The sequence below is a fragment of the Pseudomonas sp. IT-P395 genome (genome assembly GCF_949767675.1).
Lineage (GTDB): Bacteria > Pseudomonadota > Gammaproteobacteria > Pseudomonadales > Pseudomonadaceae > Aquipseudomonas.
The window spans coordinates 172,194-195,393 of sequence record NZ_CATKPW010000044.1; the positions used below are offsets into that span (position 1 = coordinate 172,194).

The following is a 23,200-nucleotide window of genomic DNA, read 5'->3' on the forward strand; positions in this document are numbered from 1 at the left end:
CCGGTGTTGAAGTGAAAATTCGCGGGCGCGGAATATAGCACAAAAAATAACCAATTCCGACGGCAATGGTCGGTTTCTCTTACAACCGGCGTCGAGCCTGCCCGATAACCCGTAACCGGCAAAAAATCATCGTTCAAACTTAACATTCATCAGTCCGGTGCCTGCGCCAACTGATATGGCAACCCTTCAAGGATGAAGCAATGTCACCCAAACAGCCCGCCAAGGGCAGCATTAAAGTCAACACACCAACCAGCCCGGATGCGCCGCAGCAAGGCAATACCGGGCGAGCGCCACGGACGGGGCCTGAACCGTCCCTGTCTGTCCACCCTGCAACGCGGCCGGGTGGCACTCACGGCGCTCACGGCACTGACAGCCCTGAGGTAACAAGACCACCGCCCGTCGTCATCACGCACACGACAACCGCCTCGGTGAAAACAGGCGCAACGGGACCAAAATCGCTGGAGAGTTACCGTATCCTCGCACCTGACCGTTTGCCCCGGGCCAATACCGAGGGCTTGAGGATGTACAAGGGCCGCGAATACGTCGATGTCGCGCACGACAGCATCGTGATGGTCGGGGTCGATCCGCAGACCGGCCTCTACCGCGCCCAACTCGCGGCCGAGCGCGTGGCCTCTGGTCCGCTACTGCTGCGCGACAGCGACAGCGGTCTGTGGCATTCGCTCGAGGACGGTGACGCCGTTACCTTGATCGACACTCACCTGCAGACGTTGCACACCAATCTCGAACTCACACGTGCCAAGGCCGACAGCGACGGGTTGTTGCGCCACGAGGGTCGGCTGTACCTGCCCCTGCACAATCAGGTTTATCAGGTCATGCACGATGTGAGTGCATCCACGGCGACACACAAAGCGTGGCGCATCGTCAATCCGAAAGACCCCGTGGCAATCGACAGCGCAAATATCTTCCGGGCCAGCCGCAGCGGCGAAACGCGGTCGGTCAGGCGTGATGAGGGCAATCGCTGGGTCTATCATTTGCCAGATCTGAAGGGAGGTATTCAGGACGCGGAGATTGTCCGCCTGAGTAAAGACACGTTGATGCAGATGTATGAGCCTTTTCACAAGGCCCACACGGAGTTGACGAACTCGTCGGACCGGCATAACACCCTCTGGGCGCAAACCCAGAAACTGGCGGAAGGCAGCGCAGAGCGAATCGCAAAACTGCTGAGTCTCGAAGTGCATTTGCTCAAGCATGTGCAGAAACAGGCGGATTTCGTGGAGTCGCTGGTGCTCAACAGGAAATGGCTGGTCCTTGCGAAAGCCAGCGGGCTGTTCAAGCAGGAACTGCACACCTTCCGCATAGAGCGCGCCGAGTTCCTGAACCGCCTCATGGCAGCCATGGATCTGCGGGTGAAGCCAACGATCTCCAGTCTCGATGCCGACAGTTGCAAGCGAATCATCCCTCACCTGAACAAGAAGCTGAGGTTTATCGAAGAACGTGAAGTGGTGCTGGCAGAAATCAGAAAAGCCGACCCCGGAGCGGCGCCGATACTCGAAGAAATCAGGCAGCAAGTTCCGTCGGCCGAGCGCATCAACTTCAACAAGCTGACCCTCTATATACACCTGTTTGCGGGCACACCTGACCATTCGCCCAATACCACCATGCCCTCGCTTTCAGCCGTCGACCTGGTCACCGCAGACCTGAAAAACATTCCGCAACATGAGCATCCGATGGCGCTGCTTTTGAGCCTTGATCAGATCAGGGCGGACAAGTCCCGATTTGAAATGCAACTGGCCGCCAACGCTGACACCGATGCTTTGAGGGCCGGGTATCTGAGGGAAATCCTCGATCTGATTGATCCATTCGAGAAGCGAATCGAAAACCGGCTGAGCGACATTCTGGAGTCGATCGGGCGCGATCGCGAGCTGCCCAACATCGACCACGATATCGATTTCGATTTCCTTCCAGCACTGCCTGACCCTTCCGAAAGCCCCCGCCCGTCAGCCCCCAGAAAGATTTTCCGGGTCCGCCAGCACGGCACGTACCGGGTTCTGGTCGGCGAAACGGAAACGGCGCTGGACGGCAACGTCATCGTCAAGGTGCCGGACCCGTTGCGTCCCGGTTCGCCATCCGCCCGCTACGAAAAAAGACAGGGCGAATGGTTGCCAGTGCGGCCACCCATCGTCAGTACACCCAGACCACAACTGGTCGCCGAGGCAAAACGGTTACTGGTCGACGTTGAACAACACGTCGCCAAGGCCAAGGTGGACGAAGCGAAAAAAACCAATCCGACCGAGATTCTTGAAGGCTTGGGCAAAGAGGCGGAAAGCCTCAACGAGCAGGCAAGGCGCCTGGAAAGCCATGAAGACGCGACCAATGACGCCGAGATCCTCGCCCTGGCTGCGCGATTGCGCAGCGCTGCCGAGTCACTGGATGCGCATGGCCAAAGTGTTCTGGTGCGCATGTACAAGAACAGGGACGTGCTCGACATCATGCGTTTGAACTACCTGATGGATGCCAAAGAAGTCAGCGTGAGCAAAACCGTTGAGCGCAAGCAATCGGGCAAAGGCAGGGACAAGTCGTTTCTCGATGTTTATTCGATCACTGATCGCACCGACGGCACACCGTTATGGGAGGCACATTTCCACTATGACCAGCACAACACCGCGCCGCTGAGTTTCACTACACGAGGCGGTCACCTCAAAACCCTCGAACAGAGCCGACGCGGCATCGACGCTCAGCGCCGCGATGAACAGGCTGGCTTGCCGCACGTGGCCATCTGGCGCCAGACCTTCGATGGCAAGACCGCGCGCAAAATATTTGCACTGGCCAGCCCGGCTGGCGTGCCTTCCAAGCCTGAGTAAAGAACTCAAGGCCATACGATCAATCAGGCAATGACGCCGCCCCTGCCATCAGCTCCCGCTCAGGCGAGCTGATGCGCAAACCTGCAAGGATAGAAAGACATGCCCGTTAAATCGCCTCCCAGAGGCAACAATTCCGGCAATCCCCCGGTTCGCCAAAACGCTGGGGCAGACGTGGACACCCCGCGCCTCGACTTGCCAGCGCGCGCAGATTTAGATATCTCGATACCCGGTGGGCAAACGCCACGACCGGGCCGCTTACCAACGCCAGCCGATATCGATGCGATCGAGCCGGCTCCGCGCATCACGATTCATCGACCCGCGTTGCCGTTTGAAAATCCGCGTGCGCCTAGCCAGTCCCTGGAACATTACTGGGTGCCTGCGGCCACAGGTTTGTCGGATCGCAACGCTGACGGCTTGAGAACGCACAAGGGCCGCCAGTATGCCGATGTACCTGGAGGCATCGTGATGGTCAGCAAAGATGCGCAAACAGGACTGTATCGCGCCAGGCTGCCCAGCGAGTCCAGCCCCTCCGGGCCCGTGCTGCTGCGAGACTCCAGCGCGGGACTCTGGCATGAACTGGAACACTTCGAGCCCATCGGGGTGCCATTATCGAGCACCCGCCTGGAAGCTTTCCGTACGCCACTGGATTTCAGTGACGTTCAAAGGGGCAGCGATGGCCTCCACCGGCTCAACGGCAAGCTCTATGCGGTGATCGACAAGCACAGTTATCAGGTTCTACACGACACCGATGCCTCTACCCCGTCGACACCGGTGATGCGTATCGTCCGCGCGCAAGATCCGGTTGCCGGCGACAGCACCAACACTTACATCGCCACACGTCCCGGGCGCTCGGAGCCGATCATTTTCGATGCTCGCGACGGCTGGCTGGGGACGCCGGTCGGCGGTGTCGGCGGCATGTTCCGCAGGGAGCCAGGCAGCCCCGCGCAGCCCGGCTTGCTGCAACGGTTTGCCACCGCGATCAATCATTTGCGCACGCCAGAGTCCCGCGCTCGAAAACTCTTCCCGGCCCTCAACAACGAGGAGATCACCCGGCTTCTGCATTCGCACGGGGATGACGTCCGCGGCTATCTGTCCCAACGCGAGGCCAGTTACCGGGCGCTCAAGGCGGATCTCGCTTCCTGGATCAGGAAGACATCCTCGCAGGCCCCCACCGAAGCTGCACATCCCGCGGTGGAGCGTGCTGTCGAAGAAATAAAACGTTGCTGGAAGCGGCAGACGGGGACGACGCTGAAACTTGATTTGGCAGAGGCAATCCTTGCGCCACTGACGGCTGATTTCAGCCATGTACGAACTCTGGAGCTGAAAGCGGTCGCCTGGTCGGACACCGCCGATACCTTCCTTGGCAGTTTTCCCAACCTCGAGAAACTGTCGGTGACTCACTCCACTCTGGATAAGCTGCCGACCGATATCGCGCCGATGACCGTTCTCAAGGCTCTGGAGCTGAACTCGAACCGAATCCAGCTCGATGAGCAGACAGCAGTAAAACTGGGCGCACTCGAACAGCTTGAACACCTCGACCTGTCGAGCAACCCGCTTGGCAGAATCCCGGACTTTCGCGGCATGTCGCAACTTCGGTCATTGAACCTGAGCAACACTGGACTGGATCACTGGCCCAGCGGTTTACGCGATCAGGTGGCACTGGACGTGGTCGACTTGCGCAATAACCAACTGCGCGAAATTCCACAGGCGAACCTTGCCCCGTCAAGCAATGAACTACTGGCGATCGCCCGTATCAACTCGGTCACCCTGATTGAAGGCAATCCCTTCCCGGCCGGCTACTGGCGAACGCTTGAGGTCTATTGGCGTCGCGTAGTGGCCGACTATCCGGCGATGCGCACCGGCCCCCGCGCCGACGCGTTCAGACTGGATGGCGACATTCCCGAAGTGGCGATGGTGCGGCATATGTATCCAGACAAGGATCCGCAAGCCGCCAGGGAATATCTGCTCGCCCTGGGTGATGGCGCCGAAGAGCAGATCGCGCGACGCCTTGCCGGTTTCGCGTTACTGGAAACGCAACTGCAGGCCTACATCGCCGACAGTCAACCCGGCCCGGCCTATGCCAGGGGCCCGGAAAGAGTCAACGCCACCCGCCTGGCAAGGATCATCAGAGGCTGCTGGCTAGGCGAATCGGACGGCGTACTGAAACTGCCACCGCTGTACGGTCCATTACCCCTGCTGACCGTGGATTTCAGCCACATCAAATCCCTCAGTCTCGACTCGGTCATCTGGTCGGACACCGCCAATACGCTTCTGTCCAATTGCCCCAATCTGGAAAGCCTGAGCATCGTTAACTCCGGCATCGATAAACTGCCGCAAAAAATCGCCGAGATGGACAAACTCAACTATCTGGACCTGAGTTCAAACCAGATAAAACTGGATGAGCAAAGCGCTTTGGCACTCGGTGCACTGCACCAGTTGAAACAGATCGATCTGTCCAACAATCAACTGCGGGCAGTGCCCGACTTCAGCACCATGTCCGGGTTGCAAGCCTTGAACCTGAAAAACACGGGCCTCAGTCAGTGGCCTGCCGGGCTGCTCGACAAAACCGCTTTGAACCACCTGGACCTGCGCGACAATCGCTTGAGCGAGGTTCCCCAGGCCAACCTCAACCCGACACCCGAGACGCTGGCTGTCGTCGCGCGGATCAACAACGTCACGCGGCTTGAAGGCAACGACTTCCCCTCTGCGTACTGGCGAAAATTCGACGGCTACTGGCGACGCCTTAAAGAGTCTCACCCCGAGCTGATGGAGCCGGCCCATCCCGCCGTATTCGATAGCGAAGACTCCAGGGCGCAGCGTTATCGAAACCTGTTCCCGAGCAAAACCATCAAGGAGTGCAGAGAGTTCATCTGGAATCATGACAAAGGCACCGTTGCACCACGCTTGCTCGGGCTGGAACAAGAATTCGATCTTTTGAAAACCCAGCTCGACGACTGGGTCTTTTCCGGGGGTGGCAACCGCCTGCGTTACGTGCGTGCCAATCAACTGCAAATCAACGCCACCACCCGCAATGACCGCACCGCAGCGCGGGATCGGATCATCAGTTGCTGGCGCCGCGAAACAGCGCAAAAACATGCATTCGACGGCACGCCGATCGGTCTGGAACTGGACTTGAGCGGCCTGACCTTGCCGACCCTGCCGGATCTGAGCATCGACTTCAGCCATGTTGGTTCACTCAGATTGAGCGGCATGAACCTGACGGAGTCACCGGAAGGCTTCCTCACCCGTTTTCGTCATGTGCGCTGGCTGGACATGTCGAACAATCGCCTCAGGGACTTGCCCCCGGCGGTAGGAGAAATGCACGGGATGACGCGCCTGTTTCTGCAGCACAACCAACTTGAGCTCAATGCAGAAACGGCGCGGATACTGGCCGGACGCACAACACTCAGAGCACTCTGGATCGACAACAATCCCCAGCTCGGTGTGATCCCGGACTTCAGCCTGATCACCGATATGCGCGAGGTCAGCCTGGCGAACACCGGCATCACGCATTGGCCAACCGGACTGTTTGATCAACCCCTGCTGACCCGGATCGATCTGAGCAATAACCAGATCACCACGATTCCCGACTTTGTCACTGCTCCGCCCCCGGAGCGCCTGGCGCATTCGGTCCAAGTGAACAGTGGCACGTTACTGACGAATAATCCGATTACTGATGAGACGCGGATACAAATGGGCGTCTATCGCATGCAACTGGACGAAGCGCAAACCGGGCTTCACAACAGATTCAACCTGTTCACAACGTCATTTCCTTTGGCTCAACGCCCCATTGCAAGGACCGCCGCAGAGCCCACCCCGATCTGGACCACCGGACTACCCACTGATCAAGCGTTCGCCAGAAACACTCAATGGCGCACGTTGCGCGAGCAGCCAGGCTCAGACGGCTTCTTCAACATCCTCGCAAGCCGTGCGCACCATGCCGATTTCCGGCGTCAGGTCTGGGATGTGATCGATGTCATCAGCCAAGACGATCCACAGTCGCGAACCTTGCGTCGAGAACTGTTCGATCGCGCGTGCGAAGCAGGTTGCACTGACCTTGCCGCAGCCACCTTCACCGACCTGCAAGTCCTGGCCATGACTTACAAGGCGCGCGTTCAGGCCAGGCTCGATTTGAATGGCGCCCCCTTGGTGGCGTTGTCCAAAGGATTGTTCCGGCTCAAACAGGTCGACGACATCGCCGCGGCAGAGATCGCTTCAAGCAGGGCAATCATTGACGATCCGGCAACCTCCCGGGAGCTGCGAAACAGCCACCACCTGCGCATACGCGATCCCCATGAAATGACCATGGCCTACCGCTTTGGTCTCAAGGATCGGCTGCAATTGCCGTTTCAGCCACAGGCACTCACGTTTATCGGCATGGCTGGCGTTACCCCGGCAATGATGGATGCGGCGTATCGCAAAGTCTCGACGCTGAATGGTTCGCCTGAAGAGTTTCAGGCGTTGGTGTCGATGGATTTCTGGCAGGACTTCATCATTCACAAATACCAGGCGCAATTCGATGCGAGTCGCCAGCCGTTTCAGAATCGCCAGGAAATTCTCGACAGCCAGTCATCACAAGGCCTGCTGAGCGAGGCTCAATACAACATGCAAACCGATGATGTGACGGCGCAGTTGGCGATTGTCGAAGCGACATTGATCCAGACGCTGACGCGGCAGGAATTGCAGCCTCGAACAATGATCGAGGCGCCTCCTGCCGACGTCACGCCTGCGCAGGAAACCCCCGGAACGAGTGGTGCAATGCTGTAATCGATACGTCGCAGCAGGCCGATGGACTTCGGCCTGCTGTCACTCGTCGTCGTCGAAGTTGTAACTGCCTGGGGCAAGGTTTTCGAAACGGGTGTACTTGCCGATAAACGCCAGGCGGATAAAACCGATCGGGCCGTTACGCTGCTTGCCGATGATGATTTCGGCGATGCCCTTGTGTTCGGTTTCCGGGTGATACACCTCGTCGCGGTACACGAACATGATCACGTCGGCGTCCTGCTCGATCGCTCCGGATTCGCGCAAGTCGGAGTTTACCGGGCGCTTGTTGGGACGCTGTTCGAGGGAACGGTTGAGCTGCGACAGCGCCACCACCGGGCAGTTGAATTCCTTGGCCAGCGCTTTCAGGGATCGCGAGATCTCGGAAATTTCGTTGGTACGGTTGTCACCGCTGGAACCGGGGATCTGCATCAGTTGCAGGTAGTCGATCATGATCAGGCCGACGTCGCCGTGTTCACGCACCAGACGCCGGGTCCGCGCACGCATTTCCGACGGGCTGATACCGGCAGTGTCATCGATGAACAGTTTGCGATCGTTGAGCAGGTTGACCGCCGAGGTCAGGCGCGGCCAGTCATCGTCTTCGAGTTGACCGGAACGCACTTTGGTCTGGTCGATGCGCCCCAGCGAGGAGAGCATACGCATGATCAGCGATTCGCCTGGCATCTCGAGGGAGTAAACCAGAACCGCCTTCTCGCTGCGCAACACGGCGTTTTCCACCAGGTTCATCGCAAAGGTGGTTTTACCCATCGACGGACGGCCGGCGACGATGATCAAGTCGGACGGCTGCAGGCCGCTGGTCTTCTCGTCGAGATCGGTGTATCCGGTGGACAAGCCAGTGATGGCGTTGTCAGTGTTGAACAAGGTGTCGATCCTGTCGATGGCCTTGGTCAGCAAATCGTTCACACCCACCGGGCCGCCGGTTTTAGGCCGGGCCTCGGCAATCTGGAAGATCTGCCGTTCGGCTTCGTCAAGAATCTCGGCGGCAGTACGACCTTCAGGGTTGAAGGCGCTATCAGCGATCTCGGTACTGATGCCGATCAACTGGCGCAAGGTCGCTCGTTCGCGAACGATCTGCGCATAGGCCTTGATGTTGGCGACGGATGGCGTGTTTTTCGCCAGCTCGCCGAGGTAACCGAGGCCGCCGACTTGCGAGGTCTGACCTTCCTTGTCCAATTGCTCGGACAGGGTCACGACGTCGATCGGCATGTTCTGATCGGCCAATTTGGCGATCGCACGGAAGATCAGACGGTGGTCATGTCGATAGAAATCGCCGTCGGAGACTTGATCGAGCACGCGTTCCCAGGCGTTGTTGTCCAGCATCAGACCACCGAGTACAGCCTGTTCGGCTTCGATGGAATGCGGCGGCACCTTCAGGGCAGCGGTTTGCAGATCGTATTGCTCGGGAGCGGAGATATCGTTCATGGCCACTTGTGTTGTTTGGAAAAACAGGGAATTCAGAAAGACAAAGGGCACGACCTGTATAACAGGATCGTGCCCGATGTTAACCGTCTGACGGACAAGCCGCCAGCCGATCAGTGTTGCTTAAGCTGCTACCACGACAACGCGTACGGTGGCTTCAACTTCGGCGTGCAGGTGCACAGCCACGTCGAATTCACCCACGTTGCGGATGGTGCCGTTCGGCAGACGAACTTCGCTTTTCGCAACTTCAACGCCGGAGGCGGTCAGTGCGTCAGCGATGTCGTGAGTACCGATCGAACCGAACAGCTTGCCTTCGTCGCCAGCGGTGGCAGTGATGGTCACTTCCAGCTCGGCCAGTTGGGCAGCACGGCTTTCAGCCGATGCTTTACGGTCTGCGGCAGCTTTTTCCAGCTCAGCACGACGCTCTTCGAACGCAGCCAGGTTGGCAGCGGTCGCAGCGGTAGCTTTGCCGAAAGGCAGCAGGTAGTTACGGCCGTAACCGGCCTTAACGTTTACTTTGTCGCCCAGGTTGCCCAGGTTGGCGATTTTTTCCAGAAGGATCAGTTGCATGTGAAAATCCTCTAACTTTTAACCTTCACCGTTCGCGCTGTCGGTGTCTTTCGACACGTGACGACCGCGAAAATCAATCAGGCTGTCGACAATGGCCAGGACCACGAGCAACGGATAGATCAGCTGCATGAACAACAGCAGCGTGACGTACAACCCCACCAGCCAGAAACCGGCCAGTCGCTTCTGCCCGACCAGCCCATGAATCAGGGCAAGTCCGGCGAACACCAGCGGTACACTGCACAACGGCGTCAACATGGCCATCTGTGCACCGAGATTCGGGCCCAGAAGCATCAACGCCAGCAGCAACATCGCCGGCCCCAGCGGGATCCGGATGGCGCGAAACTCGCGACCAAAACCACCCGGGTTGTACAACAACGCCTGCCAATGCCGCCCGACAATCAGGCTCAGCACGCTGACGATTTGCAACAGCGCCGCAATCAGTCCGGTCAGGACTGGTGCAATCAGGGACGCGAAACGCGCTTGCTCATCGACCGACAATTGCTTGTAGGTCTCACCGAGAAGCGCCGGCATGACCTTTATCAAGGCCTGCGCGAGCATCTCGATCTGGGCCGCAAACGCGGCCCCGAGCACCACCGAAAACACCACTCCAATCACTACGCTGACCAGCAGCGTGCGAACCCAGGACTCACTTGCGCGCAAAACCAACGCAAGTCCCGAAGACCCCAGCAGCACCAGAAGTGCGCGTGGATCATCGGCATACAGCCACCAGATCAATGCCGGCAGCAGCCCCAGAGACAGAACACCCAGGGCGTCCGTCAGTCCGCGCCGCAGCAGCACAAGGCTCCCGGCGGCAGCGCCCAACCAATACAACAACGGCAATGTTGCACATCCGGCCACCACGAGAGTGGCCTGCATACGGCCTCGCATGATGAACTCAGCTAAGGCACGCATGCATTCAATCCTTTGCTACTTGTCGACTGCCCGGTCTCAGCGGCCGTGGCTGTCGGTGTAGGCCAGCAGGGCCAGGAAGCGGGCGCGCTTGATAGCGGTGGCCAGCTGACGCTGATAACGAGCTTTGGTACCGGTGATGCGGCTTGGAACGATTTTGCCGGTCTCGGATACGTAGGCTTTCAGAGTGTTGAGATCTTTGTAATCGATCTCTTTCACGTCTTCAGCGGTGAAACGGCAGAATTTACGACGACGGAAGAAACGTGCCATTTGATAGGCTCCTTAATAAGGTCCGTGGATTACTCGTCAGCGTTATCGCTGTCGTTCTCTTCGCCTTCAGCGCTTTCAGCGCCTTCGTGCTCAGGACGATCGCGACGCTCACGGCGCTCACTGCGGTTTTCTTCAGCCTTGAGCATCTCGGACTGGCCGGTAACGGCTTCGTCGCGACGGATGACCAGGTTACGGATCACTGCATCGTTGTAGCGGAAGTTGTCTTCCAGCTCGGCCAGGGCCTTGCCAGTGCACTCAACGTTCAGCATCACGTAGTGAGCCTTGTGAACATTGTTGATTGCGTAGGCCAGTTGACGACGGCCCCAATCTTCCAGACGGTGGATTTTGCCGCCGTCTTCTTCGATCAGCTTGGTGTAACGCTCAACCATGCCGCCGACTTGCTCGCTTTGATCCGGGTGGACCAAAAAGATGATTTCGTAATGACGCATGAATGCTCCTTACGGGTTGTAGCCTGCCGCTCAAAAACGGTCAGACAAGGAGTGAATGACACTTATGGACTTGCTGGCGCGGGGCACATGCGTGCCTGCCGTCACAGCAAGGGGCGCAATTGTAGAGAAGGGACAGAAGAGGTGCAAGGCAATTGGTGATTATTTGAACAACCAACGATCTTCGCCTTCCCACAAAACAATGTAGGAGTGAGCCTGCTCGCGATGAGGGGGTAACATTCAACTTTGATGCTGAATGTTGCACCGCTATCGCGAGCAGGCTCACTGCTACAGGGGATTTGCAGCAGATCAGGATTTCTTGGTGGCAGCCTTGGCTTTGGCACCGCGCTGACGCTGCGCTTCGAACAGGCACACGCCAGTTGCCACGGACACGTTCAGACTGCTGACACTACCGGCCATCGGTAGCTTCACCAGATAGTCGCAGTGTTCGCGAGTCAAGCGACGCATGCCTTTGCCTTCGGCGCCCATGATCAGGATGGTCGGGCCGGTCAGGTCCTGGTCATAAATGCTGACCTCAGCCTCACCCGCCGTACCGACAATCCACAGACCGCGCTGCTGGAGCTTTTCCAGAGTGCGCGCGAGGTTGGTCACCGCAACCAGCGGAATCACTTCCGCCGCGCCGCAAGCGACTTTACGCACGACCGGCGTCAAAGTTGCCGATTTGTCTTTCGGCACGATCACCGCCAGCGCGCCGGCCGCATCGGCCGAGCGCAGGCAGGCGCCGAGGTTGTGCGGATCGGTCACGCCGTCGAGCACCAGCAACAGTGGCGCGCCTTCGGTGCGGTCGAGCAGCTCGTCGAGCATCGCTTCACCCCAGACCTGGCTCGGGCTGACTTCCGCGACTACGCCTTGGTGAACACCTTCAACCCAGGCGTCCATTTCGCGGCGCTCGGCCTGCACGACCTGGACACGATTTTCGTTGGCCAGCTCAACCAGGGTCTGCACGCGCGGATCGTTGCGGCTTTCCGCCAACCAGATCTGCTTGACGCGTTTCGGGTGGTGACGCAGCAACGCTTCTACCGCGTGAACGCCGTAGATTTTTTCCAACTGACTCATGACTTCGCCTTCGGTTTACGTGCCGCGCCACTTTTGGCTGGAGCAGAACCCGCTTTTGGCGGGCCTTTACGGTGTTTGCTCGGTTTTGCTGGCTTGCCGCCGGAGGCCTTTTCAGGCGCCGACCGTCCGGTCTTTCCCCCGGACGCCGCTTTACCACCGTTTTTGGCGTCGGAAAGCAGAGCTTTCTTCATTTCACGGCTTTTGCGCAGCTCGGCGTTCTTCGCTACGGCGTCACTTGGGCGATAGGCTTCGGCAGCTTTCTCTTTGGCTGGACGACGACCAGCGCTTTTCGCAGGAGCCGCTTCGGCTTTTTCCTTGGCGGCTGGCGCGGCAGTTTCAGCACCACGCTTTTTGCGACCGATCGGCGCGCTGATGGTTTTTTCCGCCATCTCGAAGTCGATCTTGCGCTCGTCGAGGTCGACACGCATGACGCGCACCTCAACGGTATCGCCCAGACGGAAGCTACGACCGGTGCGCTCGCCCGCCAGGCGGTGATGCACAGGATCGAAGTGGTAGTAATCGCCCGGCAGCGCGGTGACGTGCACCAGGCCTTCGACGTAGATATCGGTCAGCTCGACGAACAGACCAAAACCGGTCACTGCGGTGATCACGCCCGGGAACGATTCGCCCACGCGATCCTTCATGAACTCGCACTTGAGCCAGTTCACGACATCGCGCGTCGCTTCGTCGGCACGGCGTTCGCTCATCGAGCATTGCTCGCCGAGCTGCTCCAGCGCTGCTTCGTCGTACGGATAGATGCGCGCCTTCGGAATGGTCATCGCACCGGCACGGCGAACGTGCGGGGTGTCCTGTTTCGAATGGATCACGCTGCGGATCGCGCGGTGCGTGAGCAAATCCGGGTAACGACGGATCGGCGAAGTGAAGTGGGTATAGGCTTCGTAATTCAGGCCGAAGTGGCCCTGGTTGTCAGCGCTGTACACCGCCTGGCTCAGCGAACGCAACATCACGGTCTGGATCAGGTGGAAATCCGGACGATCCTTGATGCTCGCCAGCAATGCCTGATAGTCCTTCGGCGATGGACCGTCCTTGCCTTTGTGCAGGGACAAACCGAGTTCGCCAAGGAACGCGCGCAGTTTTTCCAGACGCTCCGGTGGCGGACCGTCGTGGACGCGGTACAGCGCAGGAATTTCGTGCTTCTTGAGGAATTCGGCGGTAGCCACGTTGGCCGCCAGCATGCATTCTTCGATCAGCTTGTGCGCGTCGTTACGGGTGGTCGGACGGATTTCGGCAATCTTGCGCTCGGTACCGAAGATGATTCGGGTTTCCTGCGTTTCGAAATCGATCGCGCCACGGACGTGACGGGCAGCCAGCAGAACCTTGTACAGCGCATAAAGCTGCTTGAGGTGCGGCAGAACATCGTTGTACTCACCGCGAAGCTGACGCGCCTCGGTGATTTTCGGCGTTTCCAGCATCGCACTGACTTTGTTGTACGTCAGACGAGCATGGGAATGGATCACCGCTTCATAGAAGCAGTAGTCGGTCATTTCGCCGGACTTGGAGATGGTCATCTCGCAAACCATGGCCAGACGATCGACGTGCGGGTTCAGCGAGCACAGACCGTTGGACAGTTGCTCAGGCAGCATCGGCACTACACGCTCGGGGAAGTACACCGAGTTGCCGCGCACTTGTGCTTCGTTGTCCAGCGCCGAGCCGATCTTCACGTAGCTGGAAACGTCGGCAATCGCCACGTACAACTTCCAGCCGCCGGAGAACAGGCGCAGCTTGCCCGGTTTGGCTTCACAATAAACAGCATCGTCGAAGTCGCGGGCATCTTCACCGTCGATGGTGACGAACGGCAGATGGCGCAGGTCGACGCGCTTCTCTTTGTCTTTTTCTTCGACTTCCGGCTTGAGCTTGGCCGCTTCTTTCAGAACGGCTTCAGGCCAGACATGCGGAATGTCGTAGGTGCGCAGGGCGACATCGATTTCCATGCCCGGCGCCATGTAGTTGCCGACCACTTCGACCACGTCACCTTGCGGCTGGAAGCGCGGCGTTGGCCAGTGGGTGATTTTCACCTCAACGAACTGACCGATCTGCGCGTTGGCGTTACGGCCCGGCGTGACCAGCACTTCTTGCTGGATCTTCGGATTGTCTGCGACGACAAAACCGATGCCGCCTTCTTCGAAGTAGCGACCAACGATGGTTTCGTGAGCACGCGACACCACTTCGACGATCACGCCTTCGCGGCGACCGCGACGGTCAAGACCGGAAACACGCGCCAGTGCACGGTCGCCATCGAACACCAGACGCATCTGCGCCGGGCTCATGAACAGATCGTCGCTGCCATCGTCCGGCACCAGGAAGCCGAAACCGTCACGGTGACCGCTGATGCGACCAAGGATCAGGTCAAGCTTGTCGACCGGCGCGTACGTGCCACGACGGGTATAGATCAGTTGAGCGTCGCGCTCCATGGCGCGCAGGCGACGGCGCAGGGCTTCGATCTGGTCTTCTGTGGTCAGACCAAACTCTTCGACCAGTTGCTCGCGGGCAGCAGGCGAACCCCGATCGGCGAGGTGCGCCAGGATCAGTTCGCGGCTAGGAATAGGGTTTTCATATTTTTCCGCTTCACGAGCGGCCTCGGGATCGAGGGACTGCCAATCGGCCATTAGAGAGTTTTCACCTTGTCTATATGCGGGTTAGTTTGGCATAGGCGCCATGAAACGGGAAATTTCCGACTCTATAAGGCCCTTATCAAGGGCTGTAGCGTCACTTGAAAGCCGTTTTGCACACCGCCGGTAAAAAAAATCATATTTTTTGCTGAGAGGGGTTTACAGTTAAAAAGACGCTCCGTATAGTGCGCGCCATCGACGACGCACAAGCGTTGCCGATACTGCCCAGATGGTGAAATTGGTAGACACGCCAGCTTCAGGTGCTGGTGACCTTACGGTCGTGGAAGTTCGAGTCTTCTTCTGGGCACCAATTTCGAGCTTGAGACTAGATCAGTTTCAAGGCTCACACAAAACCCGCGAAAGCGGGTTTTTTGCATTCTAAGCCCAGGTTTTCTTAAAACTGATTTATTAAAATTAAATCAGGGGTTTACAGATCAAAAGTCGCTCCGTATAGTGCGCCACATCAACAGCGGCAACGCTAGCGATGATTGCCCAGATGGTGAAATTGGTAGACACGCCAGCTTCAGGTGCTGGTGACCTTACGGTCGTGGAAGTTCGAGTCTTCTTCTGGGCACCAATTCAAATTCAAGGTCACGACCTTGGATTTCACAGAAACCCGCGAAAGCGGGTTTTTGCGTTTCTGGCTTCCAGAAATCCAGAATCCCCCCTGCAGGAGCTGCCGAAGGCTGCGATCCTTTGATCCTGTTTTTAAAGCAAGATCAAAAGATCGCAGCCTTCGGCAGCTCCTACAGTTCAACGTAGAGGCCGTACCAGAGCTGGCAGCCTCTCGCAAGGCGCACTTGAGAAACAATATCGTTTATCATTGTTGCAAGTTTTTGCAATGCGACAGTGAGGAACCCTGCGAATGACGTTTCGAAATACCCTGCGCCGAGGCCTGACCTTCACCCTCCTCGGCCTGGCGCTCGCCACTCCCCTCACCCAGGCTGCCGATGCGGTTTCCCTGACTCTCTATAACGGCCAGCATAAAGAAGTCGGCGACGCGATCGCCAAAGCCTTCGAAGCCAAGACCGGCATTCACGTCAACGTGCGCAAAGGCAGCAGCAATCAACTCGCCAGCCAGATCATCGAAGAAGGCGACCGCTCCCCCGCCGACGTGATCTACACCGAAGAATCGCCACCGCTGAACAATCTCGGCGAACTGGGCCTGCTGGCCAAGACCGATGACGCCACGCTGGCCGTGCTTCCGGAAAAATACGTGGCTGGCAACGGCACCTGGATCGGCGTGACGGCGCGCGTTCGTGTGGTCGCCTACAACCCGAAACTGGTCGACGAAAAAGACCTGCCGAAATCGGTAATGGAATTCTCCGACCCACAGTGGCAAGGCAAAGTCGGTTTCGTACCGACCAGCGGCGCCTTTCAGGAACAAGCCGTCGCCATCATCAAAATGCACGGTCGCGATGCCGCCGAGGAATGGCTGACCGGCCTGCGCGCGTTCGGCAAGACCTACAGCAACAACATGGTCGCCCTCAAAGCTGTGGAAAACGGCGAAGTCGCTACCGTACTGGTGAACAACTACTACTGGTTCGCACTGCAACGCGAGAAAGGCAAACTGGATTCGAAACTGCATTACTTCACCGGTGGCGACGCCGGCGGCTTGATCACCGTGTCCAGTGCTGCCGTACTGAAATCCAGCAAACATCCAAAAGAAGCCCAGCAATTCCTTGCCTATATGGCCAGCGAAGAAGGCCAGCGCGTGATCACCCAAACCACCGCCGAATACCCGCTGCACAAAGGCATGGAATCGGATCGCGGGCTCAAGCCGTTCAGCGAACTGGAAGCGCCGAACGTAACCCCGGCCGATCTGGGCAATGCCGAAGAAGCCTTGGAACTGGAACGTGAAGTTGGCTTGAACTGATGGCCGCATCGTTATCCGCCCCCGCCGCGCGCGGGGGTTACGTGCCAAAACGCAAGCGGCCTTCAATCTGGCTGGTATTGCCAGTTTTGTTGCTGGTGATACTGAGTCTGTTGCCGCTCGCCTATGTCGGGCTCAAAGCCTGGCAGGCCGGTTGGGCCGAAGCGCTGCACTTGTTGTGGCGCCCATATGTGTTCGGCCTGCTGCGCAACACCTTGGCGTTAATGGTTGGCGTAACCCTTACGTGCGGCGTGATCGGTCTGTCGCTGGCCTGGCTGCTGGAGCGCAGCAATCTGCCGGGACGACGCCTGTGGGGTGTGATTCTGTGCCTGCCGTTCGCAGTGCCGGCGTTTGTCAGCAGCTTCACCTGGGTGTCGTTGAGCGCGCAGTTCGAAGGCCTTGGCGGGGCGATTCTGGTCATGAGCCTGTCGAAGTATCCACTGATCTTCCTGCCCGTGGCGGCAACCCTGCGCAATCTTGATCCATCCCTTGAAGAATCGGCGCGCACCCTTGGGCAGAATCGCTGGGGCGTGTTTTTCCGTGTCACCCTACCGCTGCTCTGGCCTTCACTGCTAGCGGGTTCGTTGCTGATCGCCCTGCACATGCTGGTGGAATTCGGCGCGTTGTCGATCATCGGCCTGCAAACCTTCACCACAGCGATCTATCAGCAATTCGAACTGGAATTCAGCAACGCCAACGCGGCGATGCTGTCGGCCGTATTGCTGGCGCTGTGCTTGGTGTTGCTGTGGCTGGAACTGCGCGTACGCGGCAAAGGCCGGCATGTGCGCACCGGGCAAGGCGCGGCGCGTCAGGCTGAGCAGGTTCGGCTAGGACCATGGGCAGCGGTCGGTCAGTTGTATTGCCTGATGCTGGCGATTGTTGGCAGCGGAATTCCGCTGGGGATGTTGGCGTATTGGCTGGCGGTCGGTTCGTCGGCGGCTTTTCCGGTGGCCGCGATTACTGAAGCCCTGCTCTCGTCTTTGGCGCTTTCTCTTGGCGGGGCGGCATTGTGCCTGGTGCTGGCAGTGCCAGTCGGATTGCTGGTAGTGCGCTACAAAGGCCAACTGGCGATCTGGGCCGAACGCTTGCCGTATCTGCTGCATGCACTGCCAGGATTGGTGATTGCGTTGACGCTGGTGTATTTCGCTCTGCATTACGTGCCGGCGCTGTACCAGACGTCGGGGCTGCTGCTGATCGCTTATGCGCTGCTGTTTCTGCCACTGGCGCAGGCGCCGATCCGCACGGCCCTGAACAAGGCTGCGCCACAGCTGGAAGAAGCTGCGCGGACGCTGGGCGCTTCGTCGTTCACCGCGTTTTGCCGGGTGACGTTGCCGATTATCTTCCCGGCATTGGGCGCGGCGTTTGCGCTGGTGTTTCTGGATGCGATGAAGGAATTGACGGCGACGCTGCTGTTGAGTCCGACCGGGCTCAATACGCTGGCGACCGAAGTGTGGGCGCATACCGCGAATGTCGAATTTGCGGCGGCGGCGCCTTATGCGGCGTTGTTGATTTTGGTATCGGGGTTGCCGGTTTATTTACTGACGACTCGAATGTATCTGAGTCGCTGATACCGCTATCGCGAGCAGGCTCACTCCCACATGTTGACCGAGTTCCATCAGAGGAACGCGATCTAATGTGGGAGCGAGCCCGCTCGCGAAGAGGCCCGCCCAGACGACCTCAAGCCCTGAACTGCCCCAGACTCGCCTTCAACTGCGCAGCCAAGCCATCCAGCACCTTGCCACTCGCCGTGGTCTCCACCACCGCCTGCGCCGCTTTCTCGGCCTGCGCATGAATCGTCTCGACGCGCCCACGCACCGCCTGCGCACCTTGCGCCTGATGCGCCGCTGCCTGGGTTGCCAGACCAATCGCCGCGTGCACCTGCTCGACAGACGTTTGTACCGACTGCTGCAACCGCGCGCTGTCACGCAACACCAGCAAACCTTCGCTGGCCTGACGCCCGGCCTGGCCGATTGCCTCGACCGCCTCACGTGCGCCCTGTTGCAACGCGACGATATGCGCCTGAATGTCGCCGGTAGAACTTTGTGTCTTGCTGGCCAGCGCCCGAACTTCGTCCGCTACCACCGCAAAACCACGCCCGGTCTCGCCAGCGCGCGCAGCTTCAATGGCAGCGTTTAGCGCCAGCAGGTTGGTCTGCTCGGCGATCCCGTGAATTACCGTCAGCACCACTTCAATCTGCTCGCTCTGCTGCGCCAGTCGCTCGATCACTTTTGCACCGGTATCGACTTGTCCGGCCAGCGCCTCGATCAAGCTGCCGACCTTGGCGGAGGTGCGGGTGTTTTCATCAGTGGCCTGGCGAATTTCCACAACCTGCTTCAACGCCGCTTGCATCGCATGGCTTTCCGATTGCGCTTCATCCGCCATTTGCGAAAGTGCGCGCAAACTCTCCGCCACTTCATCACGCTGCATGCCCGCCGCCGCATCTGCACCGGCATTGCGCAGGGTCATCGCACCAATCTCGACGCCGGTACGCTGCGCCACATCACCCGCCTCACGCACGATCGGTTGCAACTTATCCACAAAGCGATTGACCGCCGAGGCCATGTCGCCAATTTCATCGTTGCTGTTGATCTGCACACGCTTGGTCAGGTCGCCCTCACCCGCCGCCAGATCATCCATCGCGGCGTTGAGCATCTTCAGGCGATTGACGACGCGATGGCCGAGCACGACTGCCAGCAACAGCAACACGCCGCAACCGACCAACGCCAGGCCCATGCCGATCCGCCAGCGCAGGGTCGCAGCCGCCTCTTGAACAGTATTGGCGGTATTGGCTTTCATCTCGACGGCCGTTGACTGCGCCGATTGCAGGCGCGCCTGCATGGCTTTGGCACTGTCGGCAGCGGCGCCTTTGAGGCTATCGCCGACCAGTTGATCACTGCTCGCGATCAGCGCGGAGAAGCGCTTGTCCAGTGCCGCCAGATCGGTTTCCACCGACGCAGTGGAAACGCCCATCAGCACCTTGCCGATTTCCACGCCATTGGGATTGATCGAGGCCTCGAGGTAATAAACCGACGGATCGTTTTTCGCCGCATCCAGCACTTTATCCAGCGCACGTTCACCCTGGCCTTTTTCCAGTAAAGCCTTATTGATCGGGTTTTCGCGGTTGAGATAACGGGTCAGGTGCTGGCCGGTAGCGTCGTCGTAGACCACGAACAGCACGTTGGGATTGCGCTGGGCGCGACGGGCGAACTCGGACAGGGTCGGAACGTCGCTGTCCCACATGGCACGCGGCGCAACGGAGGCGAGCAATTGCGCCATGTCATTGGCCGAATCCTTTAGATCCTTTTCCAACGTCGCACGCAACTGCGCCTGCTCGTCTTTCAGTCGCAAAGACAGACCGGCAGTCAGCCGCTGGCGGGTGCTGGCAGACAAGGCATCGAGGCTCGACGTGACTTCACGCCCGGCCTGCTCCAGCTCACCGGAGAGTTTCTGGCTGTCGGCGCCCAAGCGCACCGCCAAATCAGCTTCCAGCGCGGTGACGGTGCTCCGCGTCAGGGCAACCGCCACCAACACCTGCACCAAAAGGGCGATACCAAGGGTAACGAACACGGGCCGCAACAAACGGCTTTGTAACAGTGAGAGAACGGCCGACACTGTGAATCCCTCTACTTCTGACGCCATTAATTTGATGGCACTCTTGTAGACAGATTCACAGCAAAGGTCATGCCGTCCAACAGGCATAAACGACAAAGGCCCCGATGAAGGGGCCTTTGTGTTTTTACATCAACAACTTATCAAGCAAACGGATGACGCAGAACGATGGTTTCGTTGCGGTCCGGGCCCGTCGAAATAATGTCGATCGGCGCGCCGATCAGCTCTTCAACGCGTTTGATGTAGGCACGAGCGTTAGCTGGCAGCTCTTCCAGGGTCTTGGCGCCCACGGTCGATTCGGTCCAGCCCGGCACTTCTTCGTACACAGGCTGCAGGCCTACGTAGCTGTCAGCGTCGGTCGGCGCAACAGCATTGCCTTCGGCATCTTTGTAGCCAACGCAGATGTTGATGGTTTCCAGACCGTCGAGCACGTCCAGCTTGGTCAGGCAGATGCCCGAGATGCTGTTCACATCGATCGCGCGACGCAGGATAACCGCATCGAACCAGCCGCAACGACGGGCACGGCCGGTGGTCGCACCGAACTCGTGACCTTGTTTGGCCAGATGCGCGCCGACGTCGTCGAACAGCTCAGTCGGGAATGGACCCGAACCAACGCGAGTGGTGTAAGCCTTGGTGATGCCCAGGATGTAATCCAGGAACATCGGGCCAACGCCGGAACCGGTCGCCACGCCACCAGCGGTGGTGTTGGAGCTGGTCACGTACGGGTAGGTACCGTGGTCGATGTCGAGCAACGAACCCTGAGCACCTTCGAACATGATGTCTTTGCCGGCGCGACGCAGGTCGTGCAGCTCGGCGGTGACGTCGAGCATCAGCGGCTTCAGCAGCTCAGCGTATTCCTTGCACTCAGCCAGGGTCTTTTCGAACTCGATGGCCGGCTCTTTGTAGTAACCGACCAGCATGAAGTTGTGGTAATCCACCAGTTCACGCAGCTTGTCTTCGAAGCGCGGCATGTTCAGCAGGTCGCCAACACGCAGGCCACGACGAGCGACCTTGTCTTCGTACGCCGGGCCGATGCCGCGACCGGTGGTACCGATCTTCAACTCGCCACGGGCCTTTTCACGGGCCTGGTCCAGCGCCACGTGGAAAGACAGGATCAGCGGGCAGGACGGGCTGATACGCAGGCGCTCGCGCACCGGTACGCCTTTCTCTTCCAGCTTGGTGATCTCGCGCAGCAGGGCGTCAGGTGCAACCACCACGCCGTTGCCGATCAGGCACTGCACGCCTTCGCGCAGCACACCCGACGGAATCAGGTGCAGGACGGTTTTCTCGCCGTCGATCACCAGTGTGTGGCCAGCGTTGTGGCCACCTTGGTAGCGCACTACGGCTGCAGCATGTTCGGTCAGCAGATCAACGATCTTGCCTTTGCCCTCATCACCCCATTGGGTGCCCAGGACTACGACATTCTTACCCATAACACTTGTCCTCATTCGCGCAAACTTGGTGCCGGCGATGGCCGGCAGGAAAACTCAAGAAGCCAGTGGCGATACTTGCCAAAGCCCGTTCTGCTGAATCAATTGCCGGTCGCAGTCCGCATCACGGGCGGCGGCCAAAGGTTGTCCAGGCAACGCCTGAACGACACGCTGACCCTCACTGCGCAACTGGCAAACCTGCTGCCAGAGTGCCGCATCCGTACTGTCAGGCATCCAGATACCGCCAGACGGTAGCTCGATCTCAGCACGCCCCAGGGTCACCAGGGTTTTCAAATCGGTGGAGAAGCCTGTCGCTGGACGGGCGCGGCCAAAATCTGCGCCGATGTCATCGTAACGACCGCCCTGAGCGATGGACTGGCCAACGCCCGGTACGAACACCGCAAACACCACACCGGTGTGGTAGTGGTAGCCACGCAGCTCGCCCAGATCGAAGTACAACGGCAGCTCCGGGAAGCGCGCCGACAGACGCTCAGCGATCGCCAGCAAATCTTCCAGTGCTGCCAGAACCGGCGCCGGCGCATTGGCCAGACGCTCACGGGCAGCGCTTAACACTTCACGGCCGCCGCACAGATCAACCAGCGCACGCAGCATGCCGGACAGGTCGGCCGGCAGGCCTTCGGTCAAGGTAATGACCTCGTCGATGGCTTTGCGTTGCAGCGCGTCGAACAACTGCTGCTCGACTTCACCGGACAGACCGGCGGCACGCGCCAGACCACGGTAGATGCCGACATGACCAAGATCCATGTGCACATCCGGCACGTCGGCCAGTTGCAGCATGGCCAGCATCAGGCTGATCACTTCAACGTCGCTGCTCGGGCTGGCGTCGCCGTACAACTCGGCGCCCAACTGGATCGGGCTGCGCGAGGACGACAATGCCCGCGGCTGCGCATGCAGCACGCTACCGGCGTAGCACAGACGGCTCGGGCCTTCGCGACGCAGGGTGTGCGCATCGATGCGCGCCACTTGCGGCGTGATGTCGGCACGGAAACCCATCTGCCGGCCCGACTGCGGGTCGATGACCTTGAAGGTACGCAGATCCAGGTCCTGGCCCGCGCCGGTCAGCAGGGATTCCAGGTACTCGATATGGGGAGTCACGACAAACTCGTAACCCCAGCTCTGGAACAGATCCAACACCTGACGACGCGCGACTTCAATGCGCGCCGCTTCCGGTGGCAGTACTTCTTCGATGCCATCTGGCAGCAGCCAGCGGTCTACCGTTGCCATTACGCCATTCCCCTTTGATCCGGGCGGCCAGCCTGCGGGCGAGCCTTGAGTGAAGCAGAAAATGACCGGTCCGTTCAAAACGCACGCGCATGAACGACGCGGCGAAAGGCCTGTTACC

General features: G+C 59.1%; 14 protein-coding genes and 2 tRNA genes. 6 read left to right on the forward strand and 10 right to left on the reverse strand.

All coding sequences use genetic code 11. The features are described from left to right. Positions 1–200 precede the first annotated feature (200 nt). A complete protein-coding gene (locus tag ACM6IN_RS21250; RefSeq protein ID WP_414916662.1) occupies positions 201–2,822 on the forward strand; it encodes a hypothetical protein in 2,622 nt (873 codons plus the stop codon). Positions 2,823–3,287: 465 nt separating this feature from the next. Beyond that, positions 3,288–7,589: an NEL-type E3 ubiquitin ligase domain-containing protein gene (locus ACM6IN_RS21255; protein WP_414916663.1), complete on the forward strand. Its 4,302-nt coding sequence runs from the start codon at positions 3,288–3,290 to the stop codon at positions 7,587–7,589. 39 nt (positions 7,590–7,628) lie between these two features. On the opposite strand, the gene dnaB is transcribed toward ACM6IN_RS21255, so the two are convergent. The 7 genes from dnaB to rnr form a co-directional block, all read right to left on the reverse strand. Continuing rightward, positions 7,629–9,026: a replicative DNA helicase gene (dnaB, locus tag ACM6IN_RS21260; RefSeq protein ID WP_007915846.1), complete on the reverse strand. Its 1,398-nt coding sequence runs from the start codon at positions 9,024–9,026 to the stop codon at positions 7,629–7,631. Positions 9,027–9,146: 120 nt separating this feature from the next. Then, positions 9,147–9,593, reverse strand: coding sequence for a 50S ribosomal protein L9 (rplI, locus tag ACM6IN_RS21265; RefSeq protein WP_003186385.1), 447 nt, complete (start codon positions 9,591–9,593; stop codon positions 9,147–9,149). Positions 9,594–9,611: 18 nt separating this feature from the next. Beyond that, positions 9,612–10,505 (reverse strand): hypothetical protein, encoded by an 894-nt coding sequence (locus tag ACM6IN_RS21270; RefSeq protein WP_007915845.1) that lies wholly within the window; start codon positions 10,503–10,505, stop codon positions 9,612–9,614. A 36-nt stretch (positions 10,506–10,541) separates the two neighbouring features. Further along, entirely contained in the window at positions 10,542–10,772 is a 231-nt protein-coding gene (rpsR, locus tag ACM6IN_RS21275; protein WP_002551829.1) for a 30S ribosomal protein S18, read from the reverse strand. A 29-nt stretch (positions 10,773–10,801) separates the two neighbouring features. Further along, complete coding sequence (rpsF, locus tag ACM6IN_RS21280; protein WP_007915844.1) at positions 10,802–11,221, reverse strand: 30S ribosomal protein S6; 420 nt, start codon at positions 11,219–11,221, stop codon at positions 10,802–10,804. A 306-nt stretch (positions 11,222–11,527) separates the two neighbouring features. Continuing rightward, positions 11,528–12,295, reverse strand: coding sequence for a 23S rRNA (guanosine(2251)-2'-O)-methyltransferase RlmB (gene rlmB / locus ACM6IN_RS21285; RefSeq protein WP_414916664.1), 768 nt, complete (start codon positions 12,293–12,295; stop codon positions 11,528–11,530). Next, entirely contained in the window at positions 12,292–14,922 is a 2,631-nt protein-coding gene (rnr, locus tag ACM6IN_RS21290; protein ID WP_414916665.1) for a ribonuclease R, read from the reverse strand. The genes rlmB and rnr overlap by 4 nt, the downstream gene beginning before the upstream one ends. A 226-nt stretch (positions 14,923–15,148) precedes the next feature. Here rnr and ACM6IN_RS21295 point away from each other — a divergent pair. The 4 genes from ACM6IN_RS21295 (at position 15,149) to ACM6IN_RS21310 (ending at position 18,366) form a co-directional block, all read left to right on the forward strand. Continuing rightward, positions 15,149–15,235, forward strand: a tRNA-Leu gene (locus ACM6IN_RS21295). A gap of 180 nt (positions 15,236–15,415) precedes the next feature. Continuing rightward, positions 15,416–15,502: transfer RNA gene (locus tag ACM6IN_RS21300), tRNA-Leu, on the forward strand. A gap of 288 nt (positions 15,503–15,790) precedes the next feature. After that, on the forward strand, positions 15,791–16,801 hold the full coding sequence (locus ACM6IN_RS21305; protein ID WP_007915841.1) for an extracellular solute-binding protein: 1,011 nt from the start codon (positions 15,791–15,793) through the stop codon (positions 16,799–16,801). Further along, positions 16,801–18,366, forward strand: coding sequence for an ABC transporter permease (locus ACM6IN_RS21310; RefSeq protein WP_095113499.1), 1,566 nt, complete (start codon positions 16,801–16,803; stop codon positions 18,364–18,366). Before ACM6IN_RS21305 ends, ACM6IN_RS21310 begins: the two co-directional genes overlap by 1 nt. 109 nt (positions 18,367–18,475) lie before the next feature. On the opposite strand, the gene ACM6IN_RS21315 is transcribed toward ACM6IN_RS21310, so the two are convergent. The 3 genes from ACM6IN_RS21315 to ACM6IN_RS21325 all read right to left on the reverse strand — a co-directional run bounded on the left by ACM6IN_RS21315 (position 18,476) and on the right by ACM6IN_RS21325 (position 23,082). Further along, the gene (locus ACM6IN_RS21315) at positions 18,476–20,410 is read right to left on the reverse strand and encodes a methyl-accepting chemotaxis protein (RefSeq protein WP_414916666.1); all 1,935 of its coding nucleotides are present in this window, start codon (positions 20,408–20,410) and stop codon (positions 18,476–18,478) included. A 140-nt stretch (positions 20,411–20,550) separates the two neighbouring features. After that, entirely contained in the window at positions 20,551–21,840 is a 1,290-nt protein-coding gene (locus ACM6IN_RS21320; protein WP_007915835.1) for an adenylosuccinate synthase, read from the reverse strand. A gap of 54 nt (positions 21,841–21,894) precedes the next feature. Continuing rightward, positions 21,895–23,082 carry an ATP phosphoribosyltransferase regulatory subunit gene (locus ACM6IN_RS21325; RefSeq protein ID WP_007915833.1) on the reverse strand — a complete coding sequence of 396 codons (1,188 nt, stop codon included), beginning with the start codon at positions 23,080–23,082 and terminating at the stop codon, positions 21,895–21,897. Between the last annotated feature and the right edge of the window lie 118 nt (positions 23,083–23,200).